Raw genomic sequence first — 19,885 nt, 5'->3', positions numbered from 1 at the left:
GGGATACCGCCATTCTGGTTGGAAACAAACAGAATGCTATCGCTGCATAGTTGAACAGTGATGTTCAGCAGTGTTCAGCGTAAATGTATCAGGACTTAAAACCGGCTTAAAACCGTCGTGAAGCCGCTTGCCAACTCCAAACTGCTGTCTCCTTTTATGGAAGAAGGGGACTTTTGCTGTGGGAAAAGAGCTGGAAGTGAGCGCAACATAGCAATGGGGAGCTGGAACAGGCTCCGCTCGCAGCTCTGGAAACCCGCAGTTTATGGCTCGACTGGAAGATCTCACCCCTGGCGCCAAGGTCAAAGGGATCCTGCCCAATCAAACCGTTGCCATCGTGAGTGTGAGGTGGTACGGCAGCAGCACCATCGAGGCCATCTACAAAGACACTCAGGGGCGTCTCCATTCAGAGCTTCTGTTTCGGGATAAAGAGCCAACCCTAGAGGTGGTAGCCGAGGGATCCCTTGGCAACTTCGAGGGAGACGGCGCCTTATTTCGCCTAGCTTCAGAGGCCTATCGGATTCGGCTGGCGCACCTGTTTGATCCCTTGCTGGCCGTTCACACCTCTCTGGTAGAACCCCTGCCCCACCAGATCAGCGCCGTCTATGGGGAAATGCTCACGCGGCAGCCGCTGCGGTTTTTGCTGGCCGATGACCCAGGTGCCGGCAAAACCATCATGGCAGGGCTTTTGGTTAGAGAGCTATTGATTCGAGGTGACTTGCACCGCTGTCTCATCGTTTGCCCGGGGAGTCTAACGCTGCAGTGGCAAGATGAGATGGTGCAAAAGTTTCATTTGCCCTTTGAGATCTTGACCAACGATCGCATTCAAGCCGCCCGAACTGGCAACCCTTTCCTGGAGATACCTCTTCTCATTGCCCGCCTCGATAAGCTCAGCCGAGATGAGGCCCTGCAGGAGAAACTGAGGCAAACTGATTGGGATCTGGTTATTGTTGATGAGGCCCACAAACTCTCCGCATCCTTCTTTGGGGGAGAAATCAAAGAAACCAAGCGTTACAAGCTGGGCAAGTTGCTCTCGCAGCTAACACGCCACTTTTTACTGATGACAGCCACTCCCCACAACGGTAGAGAAGAAGACTTTCAGCTTTTTTTGGCTTTGCTGGATGGGGATCGCTTTGAGGGGAGATTCCGAGATGGAGTTCATATGGTTCCATCTATCCCACCATTTTCAATACCGTTTTAGTCCCCAAAGCCCAAGAAATGGTGGCGGATCACTTTCGGCATGGCAGTAAGGATAACGCCAAGGAATTTTTTGAAGCCAGCCTAATCAAAGTTTTCCAGCGTGTTAACCGTCTGAATCATCCCGATTATCCCGTTACAGTTTACTACGCTCTCAAGCAAACGGAAGAAGACTCCTCATCCCCCGATTCTCTCTCCCAAGTGGAGCAAGGGGAAGAAGATGAGGATATAGACGATCCAGTTCCCCTCTCCCCCTCTGGGAGAAGGGCTAGGGGTGTTCGCGTTAGCGGCACAGAACCCATGGGCAGAGTCTCTACCGGTTGGGAAACGATTCTGGAAGGACTGATTCAATCCAACTTCAGCATTGACGGCACTTGGCCCCTGCGAACCGAACTCGCTAACCGAATGCGGGGTCAAGACTCCAATGCTCTTGCTTCTTCCATTGTCCTGGTCTGTCGTCCTCGTCCTGCCGATGCGCCCAAGGCTACCCGTCGCCAATTCCTTGCCGAGCTGAAGCGCGAGCTGCCCAAGGCGCTTAAACTTCTGCAGCAGGGCAGCATTGCTCCTGTGGACTTGGCCCAAGCCAGCATCGGCCCCGGCATGGCCATCTATTCCCGCTATGCTGCAGTTTTGGAAAGCGATGGCTCGCCCCTGACCGTCCGCACTGCCCTGCAACTGATCAACCAGTACCTAGATGAATATCTCAGCGAACAAGAAGGGGAACTCGATGAGGGCAGCCGCTGGGCCACCACTTGGTTTGCCCAATATCAATTTGAGCCAGGCCCCTACGGGGAAGCAGAAGTCCTCAGCAAGGCCAGAAACGTCAGCATTGAGTCCCTTGAGGAACTTGGGATCCTAGAAGCCAAGGCCGGCAAGGTGCGGTTGTTGAGAAGAGAGGAAATAGCCCAGAGAAAAGAAAAGGGAGCAGATTCCCTCTCCTTGCTCCTTGCTTCCTCCGCCTGGCTCATCACCCAGACCCTCATCCACACCCTCGATCGGAAAGGGGAAATGGGAGCCGCCGCTCTCCTGGCTGCCTTGGGAGATAGAGGTGCGGTTGCCCGCGATCTGGCCTATCGGCTCTATACCCTCTGCGAAAAGAAAGGCTGGACTCAAGAAGCCCTAGCCTATAATACTCTCGTCATTGCCTGGCCGGAAATTAACCGGCTAGCATCCGAAATGAAGAAAAAGCAGCATGATCCTTTCCAGCCCAGCTTGCTTTAGTTCCCTACCTCTGGGGGAAGCAAAGCGTGACATACTCCCATCGCTGACCCTACGGGTACAGTGCGGGCTTCTCGCTTCATCGGGGAGCCTACGCAAGAACCCTCCACGAGCAGACACGGAATGCCCTACCGCGTAGTTGCACCAGATTCCGGCAAAAGCCGTTTTGTGCAACTACTCCCATCATACACCATGTGGGGGTATCTGTATCCCGACACTGACTCTACGAGTACAGTGCGGGGCTTAGCTACCCCCACACCCCCATAAGCTAAAAGACCTCAGAGTTTCTATCCTTACACCCAACCAGACGATGGTCACCCTCCAGCTTCGACAACTCACCATCCCACCCGGCCAGCGCCTGCTGATTCACAATCTGAATTGGTTAGACTTTGAAGCCATCCTAGATGAGCTGGGCGAAAAGCGAGCCAGCCGCATTGCCTACAGCGATGGGATATTGGAAATCAGAATGCCCTCACCCAAGCATGAGCGAGAAAAATCCATCATTGGAGACATTGTCAAAATCTTGCTAGAGGAACTGGAAGTTGACTGCGAATGTTTTGGGTCAGCTACCTTCAAACAGCAAGCAATGAACTACGGGATCGAACCTGATGAATGCTTCTATATCCAAAATCACCAGGCCGTGATTGGCAAAGATCGGCTGGATCTATCTGTTGACCCGCCTCCGGATCTGGCCATCGAAGTGGATGTTACTTCCAAAACCCAGATTGAGGCTTACACCCGCCTAGGAGTGCCCGAACTTTGGGTTTATCAAGGCAACCAGCTAACCATCTACATCCTGCAATCCGGCCAATATCAGGCTTCTGCCACCAGCCCAACCTTTCCTCAGCTACCGATTTTAGAGTGGGTGCCAGAAGTCTTGGCCCAAAGTCGAGATCTGGGTAGAAGTCCAGCCCTTCGTGCCCTTCGCCAAAAAATACGCTCCATCTTAGGGAATTAATACGAGCCATAGGCCACGTACTCTGAGAGTTTTGCCCAAAGAAGATGATGCTTGCCCTCAACCTGCAACCGGCTTTGAATTTAACCGATGAAGTTTTCGAACAGCTTTGCCGGCAAAATCCTGAGCTGCGCCTAGAGCGCACTGCCCAAGGAGAACTGATCGCCACGGCCCCTGCAGGCAGCGAAAGCAGCCGTCAAAACTTGAGCCTCAGCGCCCAGCTCTGGCAGTGGAACCGGCAAACCCAGCTTGGTGTAGCCTTTGACTCCTCTGCAGGTTTTGCCCTGCCGAATGGGGCCATCCGCTCTCCCGATGCCGCTTGGATTGCCAAAGAGCGCTGGCAGCAGCTTACCCCAGAGCAGCGCCGTCGCTTTGCTCCTCTTTGCCCTGACTTTGTGCTGGAACTAAAGTCTCCTACTGACGAGCTGGCTATCCTTCAGGCCAAGCTGCAGGAGTACCTGGACAACGGATCCCAACTGGGCTGGTTAATTGACCCACAAAAGGGCCAAGTTTACGTCTATCGCCCAGGTCAGCCGGTACAGGTTTTGGAGCGACCTGCTAGTTTGTCTGGGGATCCGGTTCTCCCTGGCTTTGTTGTGGATCTCACTTTAATCTGGGAGTAGCGCCCCCGGGCCCTGAGTTGCTCTGCAGGCAAAGCTTATGATTGCCCTCAACCTGCAACCGGCTTTGAATTTAACCGATGAAGTTTTCGAACAGCTTTGCCGGCAAAATCCTGAGCTGCGCCTGGAACGCACTGCCCAAGGAGAACTGATTGCCATGGCCCCTGCAGGCAGCGAAACTGGATTCCGCAATGCCGACCTGCTGGGCCAACTGTGGCAGTGGAATCGAGGCAAGAACTTAGGTTTTGTCTTTGACTCTTCCGCGGGCTTTGCCCTGCCCAATGGGGCCATCCGCTCTCCCGATGCCGCTTGGATTGCCAAAGAGCGCTGGCAGCAGCTTACCCCGGAGCAGCGTCGTCGCTTTGCTCCTCTTTGCCCCGACTTTGTGCTGGAACTGAAGTCCCCCACTGACGAGCTGGCTATCCTTCAGGCCAAGCTGCAGGAGTACCTAGACAACGGATCCCAACTGGGCTGGCTGATCGATCCAGAAAGCCAGCGGGTTTACGTCTACCGCCCAGGTCAGCTGGTGCAAGTTTTGGAGCGGTCTACTAGCTTGTCTGGGGATCCGGTTCTCCCTGGCTTTGTTGTGGATCTCACTTTAATCTGGAAATAATCGACCCACCCCCTAACTTCAATTTCATTCAATCACTTATGGCTATCAGCAACCACGAACGAGTTGGACGCGCCCTCAACCTTCTGCGGCAGGGGCTTTATCCTTTTGTCGTGCGGGAGATGCAAGCCTTCCATGGAGAGAAGTGGCTGACAGTTGTCGCCGACAACCTGCCCGAGCGCTCTCCCAAATTCAAAAGTCCTGAGCAGATCCTGGAGGAAGATGTTTTGGCGCTGCTGACTCTCATGTGGGAGCAGTGGAACACCGTCTTCAGGCAAACTCTGGGACAAGCGGAGCGCACCCTAGTCAGCGAGCTGCGCAATACCCGCAACACCTGGGCCCACACCTGCACTTTTGGTTTTGACGATGCCTATCGCGCCCTCGATAGCGTTGCCCGACTGCTGAGCGCCATTGCTGCCCCCCAAGCTGCCGAAGTTGAAAAACAAAAACAAGAGCTACTGCGACTGCGCTTCGAAGAACAGGCCAAGCGGGAAAGCCGTCGCGCTATGGGATCCCCTACAGAAGGTCAGCCCCAGGCTGGCCTCAAGCCCTGGCGCGAGGTTGCCACTCCCCACCCCGATGTGGCTTCAGGTCGCTTCCAACAAGCCGAATTTGCCGCCGATCTTTGGGAAGTCTACCTGGGCGAAGGTTCGGATGAGTACCGGGATCCCGTCGAGTTCTACCGCCGCACCTACCTTACCGAGGGATTGCAACAACTGCTCACCAATGCCCTGAAGCGCCTCAGCGGCCAAGGGGGGGATCCCGTGATAGAGTTGCAGACCAACTTTGGCGGCGGCAAAACCCACGCCATGCTTGCCCTCTACCACCTCTTTGGAAGAGGGGCTAGGGGTGAGGGCCCCCTACCCGGCACAGAGTCTCTTCTCCAAGCCGTCGGCCTGCAGAGACCACCTCAAAACGTCAGGATAGCCGTCCTGGTGGGGAACAAGCTCCAGCCCAGCGGCATTCCCTCCTACAAGCCTGAGCACGCCCAGCAAAACCGCCCCCTGATCCGCACCCTTTGGGGGGAGTTGGCCTGGCAACTGGGAGGTGCCGAAGGCTATGCGCGGGTGCAGCAGGCCGACGCAACTTCCACCAACCCCGGCGATGCGCTTAAAGTCTTGTTCAACCGCTATGCCCCTTGCCTGATCCTAATCGATGAGTGGGTGGCCTATGCTCGCCAACTCCACGACAGCCCTGACCTAGCCGGCGGCAGTTTCGACACCCAGTTTACCTTTGCCCAAACCCTGAGCGAATCGGCCAAGAACGCAAAAGATACACTGCTGGTGGTGAGCCTTCCTTCTTCGGATATCGAAATTGGCGGGGAGCGGGGCAAAGAAGCTCTGGTTCGCCTGAGAAATGCCATTGGCCGGGTGGAATCCCCTTGGCGGCCCGCGAGCGCTGAAGAAAGCTTTGAAATTGTCCGCCGCCGCCTGTTTCAGCCCCTCACCAATCCCGAGCTATTTGTGCAGCGGGATGCCGTGGTGAAAGCGTTCATGGATCTCTATCGCAGCCAAAGCCAGGAATTTCCCAGCGAGTGCAAAGAAAGTGACTACGAACGCCGCCTCAAGGCTGCTTATCCCATTCACCCAGAGCTGTTTGACCGCCTTTACTCCGACTGGTCTACTCTCGACAAGTTTCAACGCACCCGCGGTGTGCTACGGCTGATGGCCAGGGTCATCCACACCCTCTGGGAGCGAAATGACCGCAGCCTGATGATCCTGCCCGCCCACATCCCCATGGACGATCAACAGGTACAAGCAGAGCTGACCCGCTACCTAGACGACAACTGGCTGCCGGTAATCGACAAAGACGTGGATGGCCCCACTTCCCTGCCCCTGACTCTCGACCGAGATCACCCCAACCTGGGCCGGTATTCCGCCTGTCGCCGGGTTGCCCGCACCATCTACATGGGATCCGCCCCCACCCTGCGGGCCGCCAACCGCGGCATTGAGGAGCGCCGCATCAAGCTGGGCTGCGTGCAACCGGGAGAACACCCCATCACCTTCGGCGATGCCCTGCGGCGGCTATCCGACCAGGCAACTTACCTATACGGAGATGGCAGTCGCTACTGGATTTCCACCCAGCCCAACGTCAACCGCACTGCTCAGGAGCGAGCCGAGCAACTGTTGAGGGACGAGCCCCACACCCTCTGCCAAGAGATCATCCGGCGCCTCAAAGCCGACAGAAATCGCGGTGAGTTCAGCGCCGTTCACGTTGCCCCCGACTCCACTGCCGATATTCCCGACGATCCCACTTTAGGCGTGCGGCTGGTGATCCTGCATCCTCAGTATTCCCATAGCCGGGGTAGCCAGGATAGCCCTGGGCGAGTCTGGGCTGAGCAGGCCCTCCAGCGTCGCGGCAGCGGCCCCCGCTACTACAGGAACATGCTGCTGTTTTTGGCGCCCGACAAAACCCGCCTGGAAAGCCTAGAACGCAATACCGCCCAATACCTAGCTTGGAAAGGGATCCTGGAAGACAAAGATCTCCTCAACCTAGATGCCTTCCAAACCGCCCAAGCCAATACCAAGCTGCACCAATCCGAGGCTGCTGTTGAGGCTGCTCTGCGGGAAACCTATCAATGGCTGCTGATCCCAGCCCAGCCTGATCCCCAAGGCAGTCTAGAGTGGAAAGAATGCCGACTGCAGGGGCAAGATTCCCCCATTTTGCAAGCCAGCCGCAAAGCTGTCCACGAGGGGGATCTGGTTACCGCTTACTCTGCCATCACCCTCCGCCTGGATACGCTGGATAGATTCCTCTGGCGCGAGGCTGATCACATCGATCTCAAACGACTGTGGGAATGCCTGGCCCAGTACCTCTACCTACCCCGCTTGAAAGACCCATCCGTTCTTCTAAGAGCTGTAGAAGACGGGGTAGCCTCAACTGCTTGGGAGGATAGCTTTGCCTACGCAGAGGCCTTCGATGAGTCCAAAGGCAAATACCTCGGCTTGCAAGTGGCAGCCATAGTCAAGCCCAGCATCGGTTCCAACAGCCTGCTGGTCAAGCCAGAGGTTGCCCGCCGTCAATTGGAAGCCCTTCAAGTTCCTTCCCCAAAGGCGCCCTGCATCTTCCCAGACAGCACTCCGCCTCTTCCTGGCCCCGGCGAGGAGGATTCCCCAGTTACGAATCAAGGAAATCAAGTTTCCCAGCCGGCGTTGCCGAGGCGATTTTACGGCAGGGTGGAAATGGATCCCCTGCGGGTCAACAGAGATGTTGCAACCCTTGCCGACGAGGTCATCCGGCACCTGACCAATCTGCCAGGAGCCACTGTCAAAATTACCCTGGAAATCGACGCGGAAATACCGGAAGGCTTACCGGAGAGCGTGAGGCGCACGGTAGCGGAAAACTGCCGAACCTTAAAGTTCTGCACCCTGGAGTTCGAGGACAATCCGCATAGTCATTTTTAAGCGGGAATGAAACTTTTTCCTTAGCATTGTGCACTAGCTGATACATTTACGCTGAACACTGCTGTTCGCTTGCGTGGCGTAGCCACACATCACTGTTCAACTATGCAGCGATAGCATTCTGTTTGTTTCCAACCAGAATGGCGGTATCCCGCAAAGCTTTGAGTAGAATACCCAAAGCGCAGTTTCCGTGTCGTCTTACTACCAATTTTCTGCTTTGCTTTGGCCACCATGTTGGCAGACTCGAAAGTAAACAGAAAGATCAACTGGTAGTAATCCGTACTGAACATATTATACATTATTTTCAGTATAGTTGAGCTTATTATTGACTAGAGTCATGCTCTCTCCCTTTGCCTGGAGGTGGTGGTTGTGGCAGCGGCGCGGAACGCTGGGGCGGCACCGTGGAGCATGCCTCTAACCCCCAAAACCCTGAACTTTGCTGAATTTACTGAGCTTTAGGCGGTTTGGCAAAAGTCATTGAGAGGGATATAGTAGACCAAGTTTCCCTCTGATCCTTGAGTCCACCGCAACGGTTGCCGGGAAGTGAAGGGGGAAAGCGCTCGGGGGGTATTCCTCAGGGCTTTGCGGGATACCGCCTTCCTGCTCAGAGATAGGCAGGATGCGATCGCTTCTTTCCTGAACCATGTTCAGGAGAGTTCAGCGTGAATGTATCAGCAATTGGGAAGTGTCTTAATCTAACTTGAAACGACTGTGACCCCGCTCTACTTCTCGGAGCTGAGCGCTGTCCCCACCTTCTCCATCAAGTCGTCCAGTTCGCTGTAGTCCGGCAGAGTCGTGTCGATGGCCTGCCCCTGACGCAACACCACTCGGTCATGCTGGGGACGGGAAAGCAGCTCATCAAAGCCACGTCCTTTGAACAGCACCAGATCTGCCGGCAGCCCCACCCCAATTTGCCCTCGCTCGGTCAAGCCCATGATGCGGGCAGGGGTGGTGGTAATCGCCTGTGGCCAATCCCCATAGGGGGTATCCAGGTGCAAAATGCGGGTGGCCTCCCGGAACACCTCCAGGCCGTCGTGATCCCCAAAGCCATAAAAGGGATCCCGACAGTTATCGCTGGCTATCATCACCGGCACGCCCAAGGCTTTCAGCTCGTGCAGCAGCGTCACCCCTCGCCAGCGGGGGGTATGGCCGGGGTTACGGGCTTGCAAATAGAGATTACACATGGGCAGGCTGACCACGGCGATCCCCGCCTCTCTGACCATGGCCATGGTCTTGTGGGCCACTTGCGGGGGTTGCACAGCTAGGCTACAGCAATGGCCACACACCACCTGATGCGGAAAGTCGTTGCGCAAGGCCGCCGCTGCTACGTGTCTCAATGTGAGGGATCCCGGATCATCCGTCTCATCCGTATGAAAGTCCAGAGCCAAGCCCCGCTCCTTGGCCAGGGCAAACACCCGATCCAATTGCCGATCCAGTTCCGGCCCCATCGCCGCCACCCCACCCAGGATCCCGCCCACTTCCGCCACCTTGTCCGCCAGCTTTTCTGCTGCAGGGGTGAGAAAGGTATCCAAGCTCAGAAGCGTGACCGCCTGGAGTTCCAGCTTGCCCGCCCACTCTCGGCGCAGCTGGACAAACACCTCCCAGTTGGCCCCCATAACTTGAGGGTTCTCACAGGCCAGATGGGTGCGCACCGCCTGGGATCCATGGGCATAGCTGCAGCGCAAACCAAAGCTGAAGCGACGGTAGAGATCCTCCCGAAACTGCTCCGGATCCCCGTCATAGGCTTGCTTCATCTTCACCCAATCTTCCTGGCCGGCCTGCCTCGCCCCGGCAAAGGTACCATCGGGATTGGGGGTGCGCGGCCACACATGTCCCTTGTCCAGGTGGGTATGGATGTCCACAAAACAGGGCCACACCTGGCCCCGCCTCAAATCCACGCTGGGGATCCCCTGGGGCGGGATCCCTGTTGCCGCCTGGATTTGGCGGATCTGCCCCCCTTCGATTTCCAGATCCAGCAACACCAGGTTATCGCGGTTGGGGACAGCCCCCCGCACCGCCTCCTTCAGTACCGACAGGGGAACCTGAGCATTCAGCAGCCAGTAGTGGGCAACGCCGGGGATCTGCATGGCGGGCAACGAAAAAAGCAGCTCTCCATCGTAAAGGGATCCCGGCCTATCCAGATGAATCCAGTGCTACAGCAGCTAGGCAAACTGGCCCACCACCTGCATGGCAAAGCTGAGCAAAATGAAGGCCAACCAGGGGGAAAAGTCCAAGCCACCAATGGGGGGAATGATGCCGCGGAACAGGTTGAGATAGGGATCGGTGAGTTGGCTGAGCACCGACAGGATGGGGTTAGACCAGTTCAGTTGCGGGAACCAGCTCAGCAAGATCCGCACGATCAGCAGAGCATTGTAAATGACGATGAACTGGTAAAGGGAGCGGAACAGCAAAGACGCGGCAGTGCCGTAGACCAACCCCAGGGAGAGGCCGTCCACCCAAGCGAGAGGAGACAACAAGTGGCTAAGCATCATAGCGGTTCAGAGAAGGGAATGAACAAAACACAGATCAGTCAGACAGACCAAACGCCGTCAGCAGAGGCAAACCTCACATCCGATGGCAACCCATCCAAAGATGCAAGGCAGAAAGCCATTGCCGCCTCTAGTTTGACATGGGCGGGAGACCCCTGAGGTTCCTTCTTCCCGCTCAAGCTCAAGAGTTTTCCTCAGCAGCAGGGGCAGGCACTTCCTTGACAAGCAACTGAGCCCGGGTGGCCTGAATCGCCTCGTTTAACTCGGCAATCTTGGCCTCTAGAGTGCGGCGGGCTTGAGCAATGCGTTCTGCCTCATTTTCCCACTTCCTCCAGTCGCTGGACATGGCCGACTCACCCGAAGCACTGAGGCGCGGTCGTTCAGGGGCTACCGAGGTGCCGTTGAGACGATCCGGATCCCGGCGTTGGTCTTCGGCGGATCCCTTTCTGAGTCGAGGGGCAAGCACAAACCCAATGACCCCGCCGATGATCCCTCCCAACAGGGCGCCGGTCACTACACCCGCAATGAAGTCACCTTTCTGATCTGCCACGCTTTTGTCCAGCTCAATAACAATAAACTTGAGTCATCTTCTTCCGTTCTACCTTTCCTGTCCCACTCCTGCCAGCAAATCCGACCAAGGTTGAGGTAGCCGCCAGCGGCTGAGATGTTCCAGATGGGCTTGCACCTGCTCCCTCAACTCGGCAAGCGTGTGTTGCAGATCGCCGGTCGAGGGTAGGGATCTCAGCGTTGCCTGCCAGAGGTAAGCTGGGGAAAGTTCAGGGCTGAGCAACTGCCACAAACGCTGCAGCTCCTCAAAGTGAAGGCGATCATCTTCTGTGAGGGAAAGCACCAACTGGCGACGCAGATCGCGGGCCTCTTCCGACATCAGGTAGCGCAAACCCGTTTGGGCGGTGGGTAACCAATCCAATCCCCCATCGCTGCGGGCAATTTGAATCAGGTTCTCCAGGCGGTTCCAGCGGAACTTACCATCCTTGATCAACACTTGCAGCAGCCGTTGGCGAATACGCGGCGATTCGTCCGTCAGCAGGCGCTTGGCCACATAGGGATAGGCCACACCGACGATGCGGAACTGGGGATAGAGGCTGAGGGCTACTCCCTCTTGGGTGACCAAAGAGCGGATCACCAGAGCAAAGTGGGAGGGCACCTGAAAGGGGTAGCGGTACATCAAGTCGGAGAACTGATCTGTGGCCGTTTTGAAGTTAAAGTTGACCACCTCTTGGGTCAGCACGTCTGCCAGCACCTTTTCCAAGGCGGGGATCAGCTCTTGGCGGCCGACATCCGACTGCAAAAAGCCCAGATGAATAAAGTCATCGATCAGGGCGTTGTAGTCGCGATCCACCAGGTGAACCAGAGCATCCACCAAGTACTCCTTCATTTCCTCGGTGAGCTGATCCATCATGCCGAAATCGATGTAGGCCATACGGCCATCGGTGAGGGCAAACAAGTTACCTGGGTGGGGATCCGCGTGGAAAAAGCCGTATTCCAGCAATTGCTTGAGGGCAGCAACCACCCCGATACGCACTAATTGTTTCACCTCCAGGTTGGCTGCTCGAATGCGCTCCACATCCGTCAGCTTGATGCCGTCGATCCACTCCAGGGTCAGAACCCGGCGGGTGCTGTAAGCCCAGAAGATGCGCGGCACGTACACATCCGGATCGTCGCGGAAGTATTCGGCGAAGCGCTCGCAGTTTCGCCCTTCGTGCAGGTAGTCGATCTCTTCAAAAAGCTTGCGGCCAAACTCATCCACCACCGCCGTCAAAGTACTGCCCAGGTTTAAGGGCAGCCAGGGGCCCAGCCATGTCGAGGCCCAGCGAATCAGGTACAGATCCAGGCTCAACTGCTCTCGCAGATGGGGTCGCTGCACCTTCACCGCCACCCATTCGCCGCTGTGCAACTGCGCTTTGTAAACCTGGCCCAAACTGGCAGCAGCCACCGGCTCTGGAGAGATCTGGGCAAAGATCTCGGCAATCGGACGGCCCAACTCGGATTCGATGCGGGCAAATGCTTGCTCGGAAGGAAATGGCGGCAGTTGATCTTGCAGTTGGGTGAGTTCTTCTAGGTAGTCTTTGCGCACCAGATCGGGGCGGGTGGAGAGGGCCTGACCCACCTTGATGAACGTTGGCCCCAGGTCGGTGAGCAGCTTTCGCAACTGCACCGAGCGCCGTCCCACATTGCGATCAGTGTGTCCCCACAGTTGATCCCAGCGCAAACAGAGGACAAACCACAAGAAAGGCCAGAGAATGGCCAGCGCCCGACCGATCACTTGGGGCAGGCGCCAGCGGTAATAGCGGCAGATCAATTGCGGATCGTAAACTTCCAAAGCGGCAATGGGCGAAGTTCTACTAAACACACTCCAGCGATCTCACAGTCTTTTGTTTTGAAGCTCTTGGTATCCATCTTAACAGAAAAAGCCTCGCCGTTTCTGCGCAAGGGCCTGTCAGCCCCATCCGGCCCCATTCTCGGCCAGGGCCGGCCTGTTTCCCCCTCAAATGATGGTGTTGTCCGGGATCACCGAGTCTTTGATGATGGTGACGATGCCGTTGCTGATCCAGATCCCTTCCTCTTCCCGCTGCGCTTCGGTGACGTGATCCTTGTTGAGGATGCGGACATTGCGCCCAATGCGGGCATTCTTATCCACGATGGCGTTGACAATGTGAGAGTTGGCCCCGATGCCCACCGGTGGGATCCCTTCCTCCAGCCTGGCCTGCCGCTCTTCTACCGACTCGTAGTAATCGGCTCCCATCACCAGGGTGTTTTCGATGATGGTGTTGGCCTCCAAGCGGCTGCGAATGCCGATGATGGAGTTGCGAATTTGGGCGTTTTTGATGATGCAACCATCGGCGATCATGGAGTTGACAATCTGGGAGTCGAGGATTTTGTTGGGGGGCAAAAAGCGCGGGCGGGTGTAGATGGGCATTTCGCTGTCGAAGAAGCTGAAGGGCGGGTTGGGCTGCTGCACCAGTGCCAGGTTGGCCCGGTAAAAAGCCTCGATGGTGCCGATGTCTTCCCAGTAACCCTTGAAGAGGTAGGCTTGCAGATGGTACTTGCCGATGGCTGCCGGCAGCACCTCTTTGCCAAAGTCGGTGTGCTCCTTGACTTTGAGCATCTCGATCAGAGCTTCTCGCTTGAATACATAGATGCCCATGGAGGCGATGTAGGGCTTGGCTTTGGCTTCTTCCGGGCTGAGGCCGAGGGCTTGGGTGTCCACCTGACAGGCTTTCAGCAGATCTCCTGTTGGCTTTTCCTTGAAATCGACGATGCGACCGTTCTCGCCAAGCTTGAGCAAGCCAAAACCCGAGGCCACTTTTTCTTCACAGGGGAGCACCGCCAGCGTCACATCGGCCCCCACCTGCCGGTGATGGTGGATGAAGGGGCGGTAGTCCATGCGGTAGAGGTGATCCCCAGATAGGATGAGAAAGTCCCGCGGCTTCCAGGAGTCCATCAGCCAGAGGTATTGGCGAACGGCATCGGCGGTGCCTTGGAACCAATCGGGATTGTCAGGGGTTTGTTGGGCCGCCAAAACGTCCACAAAGCCGCCTGTAAAGGGAGACAAGCGGTAGGTGTTGACGATGTGGCGGTTCAGAGAGGCCGAGTTGAACTGGGTGAGGACGTAGATTTTTTCGATGTCGGAGTTGATGCAGTTGCTGACCGGGATGTCGATGAGGCGGTATTTGCCGGCCAGGGGCACAGCAGGTTTAGCGCGGCGCTTGGTCAGGGGATAAAGTCGGGTGCCACGCCCACCTCCCAAGATGATCGCCAGTACATCGCGCATGGTTGTCCTCCACCAGGCTACACCCAATAGCATAGACTGCTGCGGGGCCACCTCAACGACTGTCCTGTCCAATCTGGCCAAGCTGCTCGGGAAGGGGAACAAGTTGGCAAGACAGAATGCAGGGAGAGCTGATGGCGCGTATCCTGGCCTTTACCAACAACAAAGGGGGCACCGGCAAGTCCACCCTCTGCGTCCACGCGGCTCAGTTGACGGCCCAACGGGGATACCGAGTTTTGCTCATCGATCTCACGTCCCAGGCCACCGCCAGCAACCTTTACCTGGAAGGGGCCGGATCCTTGCCGGCACCGGAAACGGTTTGGGCCAGCTTACACCCGCAACACCAACGTCCTCTGGAAGAGGTGATCTACTGCACCGACAAGGGAGTGGATGTGGCGCCCTCCCACAGCACCATGGCGGAAGTGGCGGCCCAACTGGCTGCTGCTGGAGAGATGGGGCAGAATCTATTGCAGCGCCAACTGGATCCCTTGCTGCCGGACTACGACTTCATCTTTCTCGATACGCCGGGAGAACTGAATGCCCTCACCGCCAATGCCCTGCGGGTGGCCCAGCGGGTGTTGATCCCGACACGGCTCAACCGCGCCGATTTCTCCTGCACGGAAGTAACCTTGCGCTACATTGAGGCCCTGAAAGGCCAGCTAAGCCAAGCCCGCGCCATTTTGACAATGCTGGATGACCGCTATCTGCCGGGGGGCATTTGGTCGGGATCCCATACCGGGCAATTGTATGTGCAAGCGCAACAGATTTTTGCGGATGTGCTTTCACCCGTTACTATTCCAGATAGCAGCGATTTGCGCATTGCTTTTGACTACGGCTTGACGGTGATGGACTATCGGCCTGGATCGGCGGTGTGTCAGCGGCTGCTGCAGTTTGTTGAACGCGAGGTGCTCTTGTGACCGGATCTGACCGTAGCCTCTTTCCTTCGTCGGGGGAAACTTCCCGCCGCTCCGGCGGAATTCGGCGCAAGGCCGGTGCTAAAACCAGTTCAGAGCCCACCTCCGCAGAGTCTACTCCCACAGGCGAGGAGCCGACAACGATGTTTTCTCAGTCTCCCCCAGAACCAACCCCAGAATTGCCGGAAATTGCAGCCCTCAAAAGCCAACTGGCCGAAGCTCAACAACTCTTGCAAGACTACCAAAACAAAGTCTCTACCCTGCAAGCTCAATTGCAGCAGGTTACTGCCCATCGGGACGAATTGCAAAAGGCGCTGGCGCAGTTGCAAGCGGTCGCAGACGAGCGGGCTAAAACCATCCAGGAGTTACAGAACCCCAGAGGACAAGCCCCCATTCAGCCCAAACCCCAATCCTCGCCTCTGCACGCGCAAAAGAAGATTATGAATCGGCCCATCTTCGACAATGTATCAGCCACCGATGAAAGCATGCCCCCCTATTTGTTGGATTGACTGGGATGGAAGGGATCCCTGAGGGTGTGAGCCTGGATGGGGTCTCCATCTGTTCTGCTCCCTCCTGTTTTCAGCCCGACCTGTGCTTTTTTCCCTGCTTCCTGGAGATCCGGGATTCGATAGCTGGATATTGGATTGGATAACCTTTGTTCTCAGTGCCCTTCTCATGAGCCAATCTCCATCGACTCTCCCTGCTGGTGATGCCATTCCGCCCCACGGGGGCACCCTGATCAACCGCATTGCCCCGCCTGAGCAGGCGCAGGAGCTGCGTTCCAAAGCCGAACATTGCCCCATCCTCTATCTCGACGAGCGGGCCCAATCGGATCTGGAGATGATCGCCATTGGGGGCTTCAGCCCGCTAACGGGGTTTATGGGGCGGGAAGATTACCAGGCCGTTCTGGAAACAATGCACCTGGCCAATGGCTTGGCTTGGTCGCTGCCGGTCACCCTGCCGGTCTCCTCGGAAGTAGCAGCGGGTCTGAAAGAGGGGCAAATGATTGCCTTGGCCAGTGCCGAGGGCAAGATCCTGGGCTTACTGGAGCTGACGGAGAAATTTACCTACGACAAAACCCGCGAAGCCCGGCAAGTTTATCGCACCACCGATGAGCAACATCCAGGGGTAAAGGTGCTCTACGAGCAGGGATCCGTCTATTTGGCCGGCCCCGTCACCCTCCTGCAGCGGGATCCCCACCCTCTTTTTCCGGCCTACCAGATTGACCCGGCCCAATCGCGGCAACTGTTTCGGGAAAGAGGCTGGAGAACCATTGTAGGCTTCCAAACCCGCAACCCCATCCACCGCGCCCATGAATACATCCAAAAATGTGCCTTGGAGATTGTGGACGGGCTATTTTTGCACCCGCTGGTGGGGGCTACCAAAAGCGACGACATTCCCGCCGATGTGCGTATGCGCTGCTACGAGGTGTTGATCGAAAAGTACTACCCCAAGGAGCGGGTGATCTTGGCCATCAACCCTGCGTCGATGCGCTACGCCGGCCCCCGCGAGGCTATTTTCCATGCTCTCATTCGCAAAAACTATGGCTGTACCCATTTCATTGTGGGGCGGGATCACGCCGGGGTGGGGAACTACTACGGCACCTACGATGCCCAACACATTTTTGATGAGTTCCAGCCGGGAGAGCTGGGCATCATTCCCTTGAAGTTTGAACATGCTTTCTATTGCACCGTCACCGGCACCATGGCCACGGCCAAGACCAGCCCCAGCCAGCCTCACCAGCGCATTCACCTCTCAGGTACCAAGGTGCGGGAAATGCTGCGCCGCGGTGAAGTGCCCCCGCCGGAGTTTTCTCGACCAGAAGTGGCCCGGCTGCTGGCCGAAGCCATGCGAGAGCGGGGTTAACCCTGGGAATCTCCCTAAGTGGCAGTCAAAAAGGGCCTGGGACAGACCAGACCCTCTGTATTGAAAGTTGTATTGAAAGTTGAACTTGAACCAGATTCCAGTCGAGTATCAGGCCGGCTCCGCTAGATTGATTGTCGGGTTGCGGTCGAAGAAGCCCCAAGGTACCAGCCTAAAGCCCGTTCTGTGCACAGGCATGACGGGCCAATCCTCATCCTATGAAAAAACCCCTGCCCAACGGCATGGGGAGAATGTATGATGGGGAGCCCGCGTTTCTACAGAACTCCCTCGAAGTCAAGCAGCCCTGAATAGGCAGCAACAGTTCTCATCCCGCCTCAAACCAGAGTTGTTCGGGATCCACATAATAGCAGCGGGCATTGTCCGCACAGATCAGCGCCCAGCCGTTTTGGTCGGCCTCGACCAAAGTATACTCACACTGGGGAATGAAATAGCCTTGGTGGTTTCGGGTATCGCTCTTAACCCAAACGGTCTGACGGTTCATCTTAAAGTTCCTCCCATCTGCAGTCAAAGGGGTCAAAAAAGTGAGGTTGGAAAACGGGACTCGATTCAGTGGCTATGGAAGCGGCGGCAGTGCAACACCACTGCAATATAATGAAGTGCAGCCACCGCCGAGCTAAGCATCTCGCGCCAGCCCGGAGTTCAATCTCATCAATCAACTGAGGCCGGGGAAGAGAAGCGACGAGAGCTAACCCCTATCGATAAATGGATCCCATATTGCTATTGGGTACAAGAAGTTTAGCACCAACTCCATGAGAACATCGCTAAGAGTTGTAGATTAAAATAAAAAGCTCTAGATTTTCCTAAAGTCTTGTTGCAAAACAAGGAATAGGGTCACTTAATCTTCTTCAAAGAGCCAGTTGTAAATCTTGCTCAAGTGGGGCCAAGCAGGACGGCGGTTCCCTCCCTCTTGCAGGTTGGATTTGACACCCTCAATCTGCTCGGGATCCCGTGCCAAGATTTGCTTAATGGCCTCCACCTGCTGGCGTACCCCGGTTTTTTTCAGCTCCAGCATGGCTAGGGTCAGATTCACACGGGGCTGGGCATCCACCGGATCCAACTTCACAGCAGTCTGGGTGGCCTTCAGAGCTTTTTCCGCCTGCCCCTCCAGAAGGTAGAGCCAGGACAAGCACGTCCAAGCCGCCGCCGCCTTTGGGGATCCCTTACAGATCGACTCAAAAGAGGGAATTAACGTCTTGGCCGCTTCCCCGGATTCATAGCGCCGAATCCCTTCCTGAAATAATTCTTCAATTTTTTGGCTCATCTCCCTCAATCCAGCACATTAGCTTATTGACAAAATCGACGATTTATGCATGTAAAGTCGCTCTCGCCTGCTCGCTCATCTGTTGTAGCGCACTGCCGCTGGGGAGAGGGATCCCTTCTCCTTCGGCCAGCCAGAGCCAATACTCGATATTGCCGGCAGGGCCAGTGATGGGCGACCACGTGTAGCCTTGCACCTGCCAGCCCTGGGCCACGGCCGAGCGCATCACCGTCTCCAGCACGCGGGCATGGACAACCGGATCCCGTACCACCCCCTTTTTACCCACCTGGTCTCGGCCCGCCTCAAACTGGGGCTTCACCAGCAACAAAGCTTCCCGCGGCGGGCGCAACAGGTTCCAGAGAGGATCCAACACCTTGGTTAGGGAAATAAAAGAGAGATCCACCACTGCCAGATCTGGCCAGCTTGGAGTAGGCACCTCCGTTCCGTAGAGATCGACAGGCTGCAGGTAGCGCAGATTGGTTCGTTCCTTGAGGATGACCCGTGGGTCGGTTCGCAAAGACCAGGCCAGTTGCCCATAGCCCACATCCACTCCGTAGACCCGCTGGGCTCCCCGTTTCAACAAGCAGTCTGTAAAACCTCCTGTGGAAATGCCCGCATCCAAACAAATACGACCCTGCACCTGAACAGGAAAAGTTTGCAGCGCCCCCTGTAGCTTTTCTCCCCCCCGTGAGACAAAAGCAGGCCCAGACTGGACTTGCACCGCTGGATCCCCGCTCACCCAGGTTCCAGGCTTTTCCGCCCGCACCCCATTTAGAAAGACTTCTCCTGCCAAAATGGAGCGTTGCGCTTGCTGGCGTGAGGAAAAATATCCGCGCTCCACCAACCAGCTATCCAGACGCACCCGCTTGGCCATCTCGCCGGTGCCTCACCTTGCATAGATCTTCCCGCCCATTAGAATAGGCGAGCGGGATCCCAACTGACCAGAATTGAGGGATCGCCAACAGCAGATTAGCCGAACCGTCCGCTCACGTACTCTTCCGTTTCCCGGTGGGCGGGAGCGTTGAAGATTTTCTCGGTACGGTTAAACTCCACCATCCGTCCGTAGCGAACCCCCTCTTCGTCGACTTCAGTGTTGAAGAAGGCGGTCAGTGTTGAAGAAGGCGGTCAGTGTTGAAGAAGGCGGTAAAGTCGGAGACCCGCGCTGCCTGCTGCATGTTGTGGGTAACGATAATGATCGTGTAGCGACGGCCCAGTTCCTTGAGCAACTCCTCAATGCGCAACGTGGAGATTGGATCCAACGAGGCACAGGGCTCGTCCATCAGGATAACCTCCGGCTGGATGGCCAAGGTGCGGGCAATGCAAAGACGCTGCTGCTGTCCCCCCGAAAGGGAGAGCCCACTCATCTTCAGCTTGTCTTTCACCTCATCCCAGAGGACGGCGTAAACTACCCGGCTCCGACCGCTAAGCGGTACGGAGCGGGCTTTCAGTAGCCCTGGGCCTGTTCTGCTCTACCAGAGAACAAAACAAGCCCGGACCTCTAGGCTGGTTTACGACAGCCCCCAAAAGCGCAATCACATTCGCACCATTCAAA

General features: G+C 56.5%; 15 protein-coding genes and 5 pseudogenes. 9 read left to right on the top strand and 11 right to left on the bottom strand.

The window, feature by feature from the left end:
* Positions 1 to 262: 262 nt before the first annotated feature.
* From ACVWZU_RS12530 to ACVWZU_RS12505, 6 genes and pseudogenes are all read left to right on the top strand, one after another.
* Positions 263 to 1,162: pseudogene (locus tag ACVWZU_RS12530) on the top strand (DEAD/DEAH box helicase); the annotation flags it as partial.
* A pseudogene (locus ACVWZU_RS12525) lies at positions 1,156 to 2,415 on the top strand (hypothetical protein); the annotation flags it as partial. The pseudogenes ACVWZU_RS12530 and ACVWZU_RS12525, both read left to right, overlap by 7 nt.
* Before the next feature lie 307 nt (positions 2,416 to 2,722).
* Positions 2,723 to 3,370, top strand: coding sequence for a Uma2 family endonuclease (locus tag ACVWZU_RS12520; RefSeq protein ID WP_414329080.1), 648 nt, complete (start codon positions 2,723 to 2,725; stop codon positions 3,368 to 3,370).
* A 47-nt stretch (positions 3,371 to 3,417) separates the two neighbouring features.
* Positions 3,418 to 3,990, top strand: coding sequence for a Uma2 family endonuclease (locus tag ACVWZU_RS12515; protein WP_457445217.1), 573 nt, complete (start codon positions 3,418 to 3,420; stop codon positions 3,988 to 3,990).
* 37 nt (positions 3,991 to 4,027) lie between these two features.
* The gene (locus ACVWZU_RS12510; RefSeq protein WP_457445213.1) at positions 4,028 to 4,600 is read left to right on the top strand and encodes a Uma2 family endonuclease; all 573 of its coding nucleotides are present in this window, start codon (positions 4,028 to 4,030) and stop codon (positions 4,598 to 4,600) included.
* Positions 4,601 to 4,638: 38 nt separating this feature from the next.
* Complete coding sequence (locus ACVWZU_RS12505; protein WP_457384856.1) at positions 4,639 to 8,001, top strand: Swt1 family HEPN domain-containing protein; 3,363 nt, start codon at positions 4,639 to 4,641, stop codon at positions 7,999 to 8,001.
* Positions 8,002 to 8,720: 719 nt separating this feature from the next.
* Here the strand turns inward: ACVWZU_RS12505 and ACVWZU_RS12500 are convergent.
* From ACVWZU_RS12500 to ACVWZU_RS12480, 5 genes are all read right to left on the bottom strand, one after another.
* The gene (locus ACVWZU_RS12500) at positions 8,721 to 10,085 is read right to left on the bottom strand and encodes a cytosine deaminase (RefSeq protein WP_457445215.1); all 1,365 of its coding nucleotides are present in this window, start codon (positions 10,083 to 10,085) and stop codon (positions 8,721 to 8,723) included.
* A 75-nt stretch (positions 10,086 to 10,160) separates the two neighbouring features.
* Positions 10,161 to 10,490, bottom strand: coding sequence for a YggT family protein (locus ACVWZU_RS12495; protein WP_011432695.1), 330 nt, complete (start codon positions 10,488 to 10,490; stop codon positions 10,161 to 10,163).
* Between the two features lie 178 nt (positions 10,491 to 10,668).
* Positions 10,669 to 11,037, bottom strand: coding sequence for a hypothetical protein (locus ACVWZU_RS12490; protein ID WP_457445211.1), 369 nt, complete (start codon positions 11,035 to 11,037; stop codon positions 10,669 to 10,671).
* 48 nt (positions 11,038 to 11,085) lie between these two features.
* Entirely contained in the window at positions 11,086 to 12,858 is a 1,773-nt protein-coding gene (locus tag ACVWZU_RS12485; protein WP_457440655.1) for an ABC1 kinase family protein, read from the bottom strand.
* Between the two features lie 135 nt (positions 12,859 to 12,993).
* Positions 12,994 to 14,280 carry a glucose-1-phosphate adenylyltransferase gene (locus tag ACVWZU_RS12480; RefSeq protein WP_457445209.1) on the bottom strand — a complete coding sequence of 429 codons (1,287 nt, stop codon included), beginning with the start codon at positions 14,278 to 14,280 and terminating at the stop codon, positions 12,994 to 12,996.
* Between the two features lie 131 nt (positions 14,281 to 14,411).
* Between ACVWZU_RS12480 and ACVWZU_RS12475 the strand changes: the two genes are divergently transcribed.
* From ACVWZU_RS12475 to sat, 3 genes are all read left to right on the top strand, one after another.
* Positions 14,412 to 15,194, top strand: coding sequence for a ParA family protein (locus ACVWZU_RS12475; RefSeq protein WP_457445207.1), 783 nt, complete (start codon positions 14,412 to 14,414; stop codon positions 15,192 to 15,194).
* A 140-nt stretch (positions 15,195 to 15,334) separates the two neighbouring features.
* Complete coding sequence (locus ACVWZU_RS12470; RefSeq protein WP_457445205.1) at positions 15,335 to 15,700, top strand: hypothetical protein; 366 nt, start codon at positions 15,335 to 15,337, stop codon at positions 15,698 to 15,700.
* Between the two features lie 166 nt (positions 15,701 to 15,866).
* The gene (gene sat, locus ACVWZU_RS12465; protein ID WP_414382635.1) at positions 15,867 to 17,057 is read left to right on the top strand and encodes a sulfate adenylyltransferase; all 1,191 of its coding nucleotides are present in this window, start codon (positions 15,867 to 15,869) and stop codon (positions 17,055 to 17,057) included.
* A 108-nt stretch (positions 17,058 to 17,165) separates the two neighbouring features.
* On the opposite strand, the pseudogene ACVWZU_RS12460 reads toward sat, so the two are convergent.
* The 6 genes and pseudogenes from ACVWZU_RS12460 to ACVWZU_RS12435 form a co-directional block, all read right to left on the bottom strand.
* Positions 17,166 to 17,267 (bottom strand): annotated as a pseudogene (locus tag ACVWZU_RS12460) (copper amine oxidase); the annotation flags it as partial.
* Positions 17,268 to 17,379: 112 nt separating this feature from the next.
* Positions 17,380 to 17,556: a hypothetical protein gene (locus ACVWZU_RS12455; RefSeq protein ID WP_414332524.1), complete on the bottom strand. Its 177-nt coding sequence runs from the start codon at positions 17,554 to 17,556 to the stop codon at positions 17,380 to 17,382.
* 354 nt (positions 17,557 to 17,910) lie between these two features.
* Entirely contained in the window at positions 17,911 to 18,336 is a 426-nt protein-coding gene (locus tag ACVWZU_RS12450) for a hypothetical protein (RefSeq protein ID WP_457445202.1), read from the bottom strand.
* Between the two features lie 43 nt (positions 18,337 to 18,379).
* Positions 18,380 to 19,207, bottom strand: coding sequence for a TlyA family RNA methyltransferase (locus ACVWZU_RS12445; protein WP_457445200.1), 828 nt, complete (start codon positions 19,205 to 19,207; stop codon positions 18,380 to 18,382).
* Positions 19,208 to 19,302: 95 nt separating this feature from the next.
* Positions 19,303 to 19,733, bottom strand: a pseudogene (locus ACVWZU_RS12440) (ATP-binding cassette domain-containing protein); the annotation flags it as partial.
* A gap of 22 nt (positions 19,734 to 19,755) precedes the next feature.
* Positions 19,756 to 19,885: pseudogene (locus ACVWZU_RS12435) on the bottom strand (RNA-guided endonuclease TnpB family protein); the annotation flags it as partial.

The sequence above is a fragment of the Thermostichus sp. MS-CIW-26 genome, from assembly GCF_054059115.1.
The sequence above is the reverse complement of the archived record's forward strand: the minus strand, read 5'-3'. Positions and strand labels throughout refer to the sequence as shown.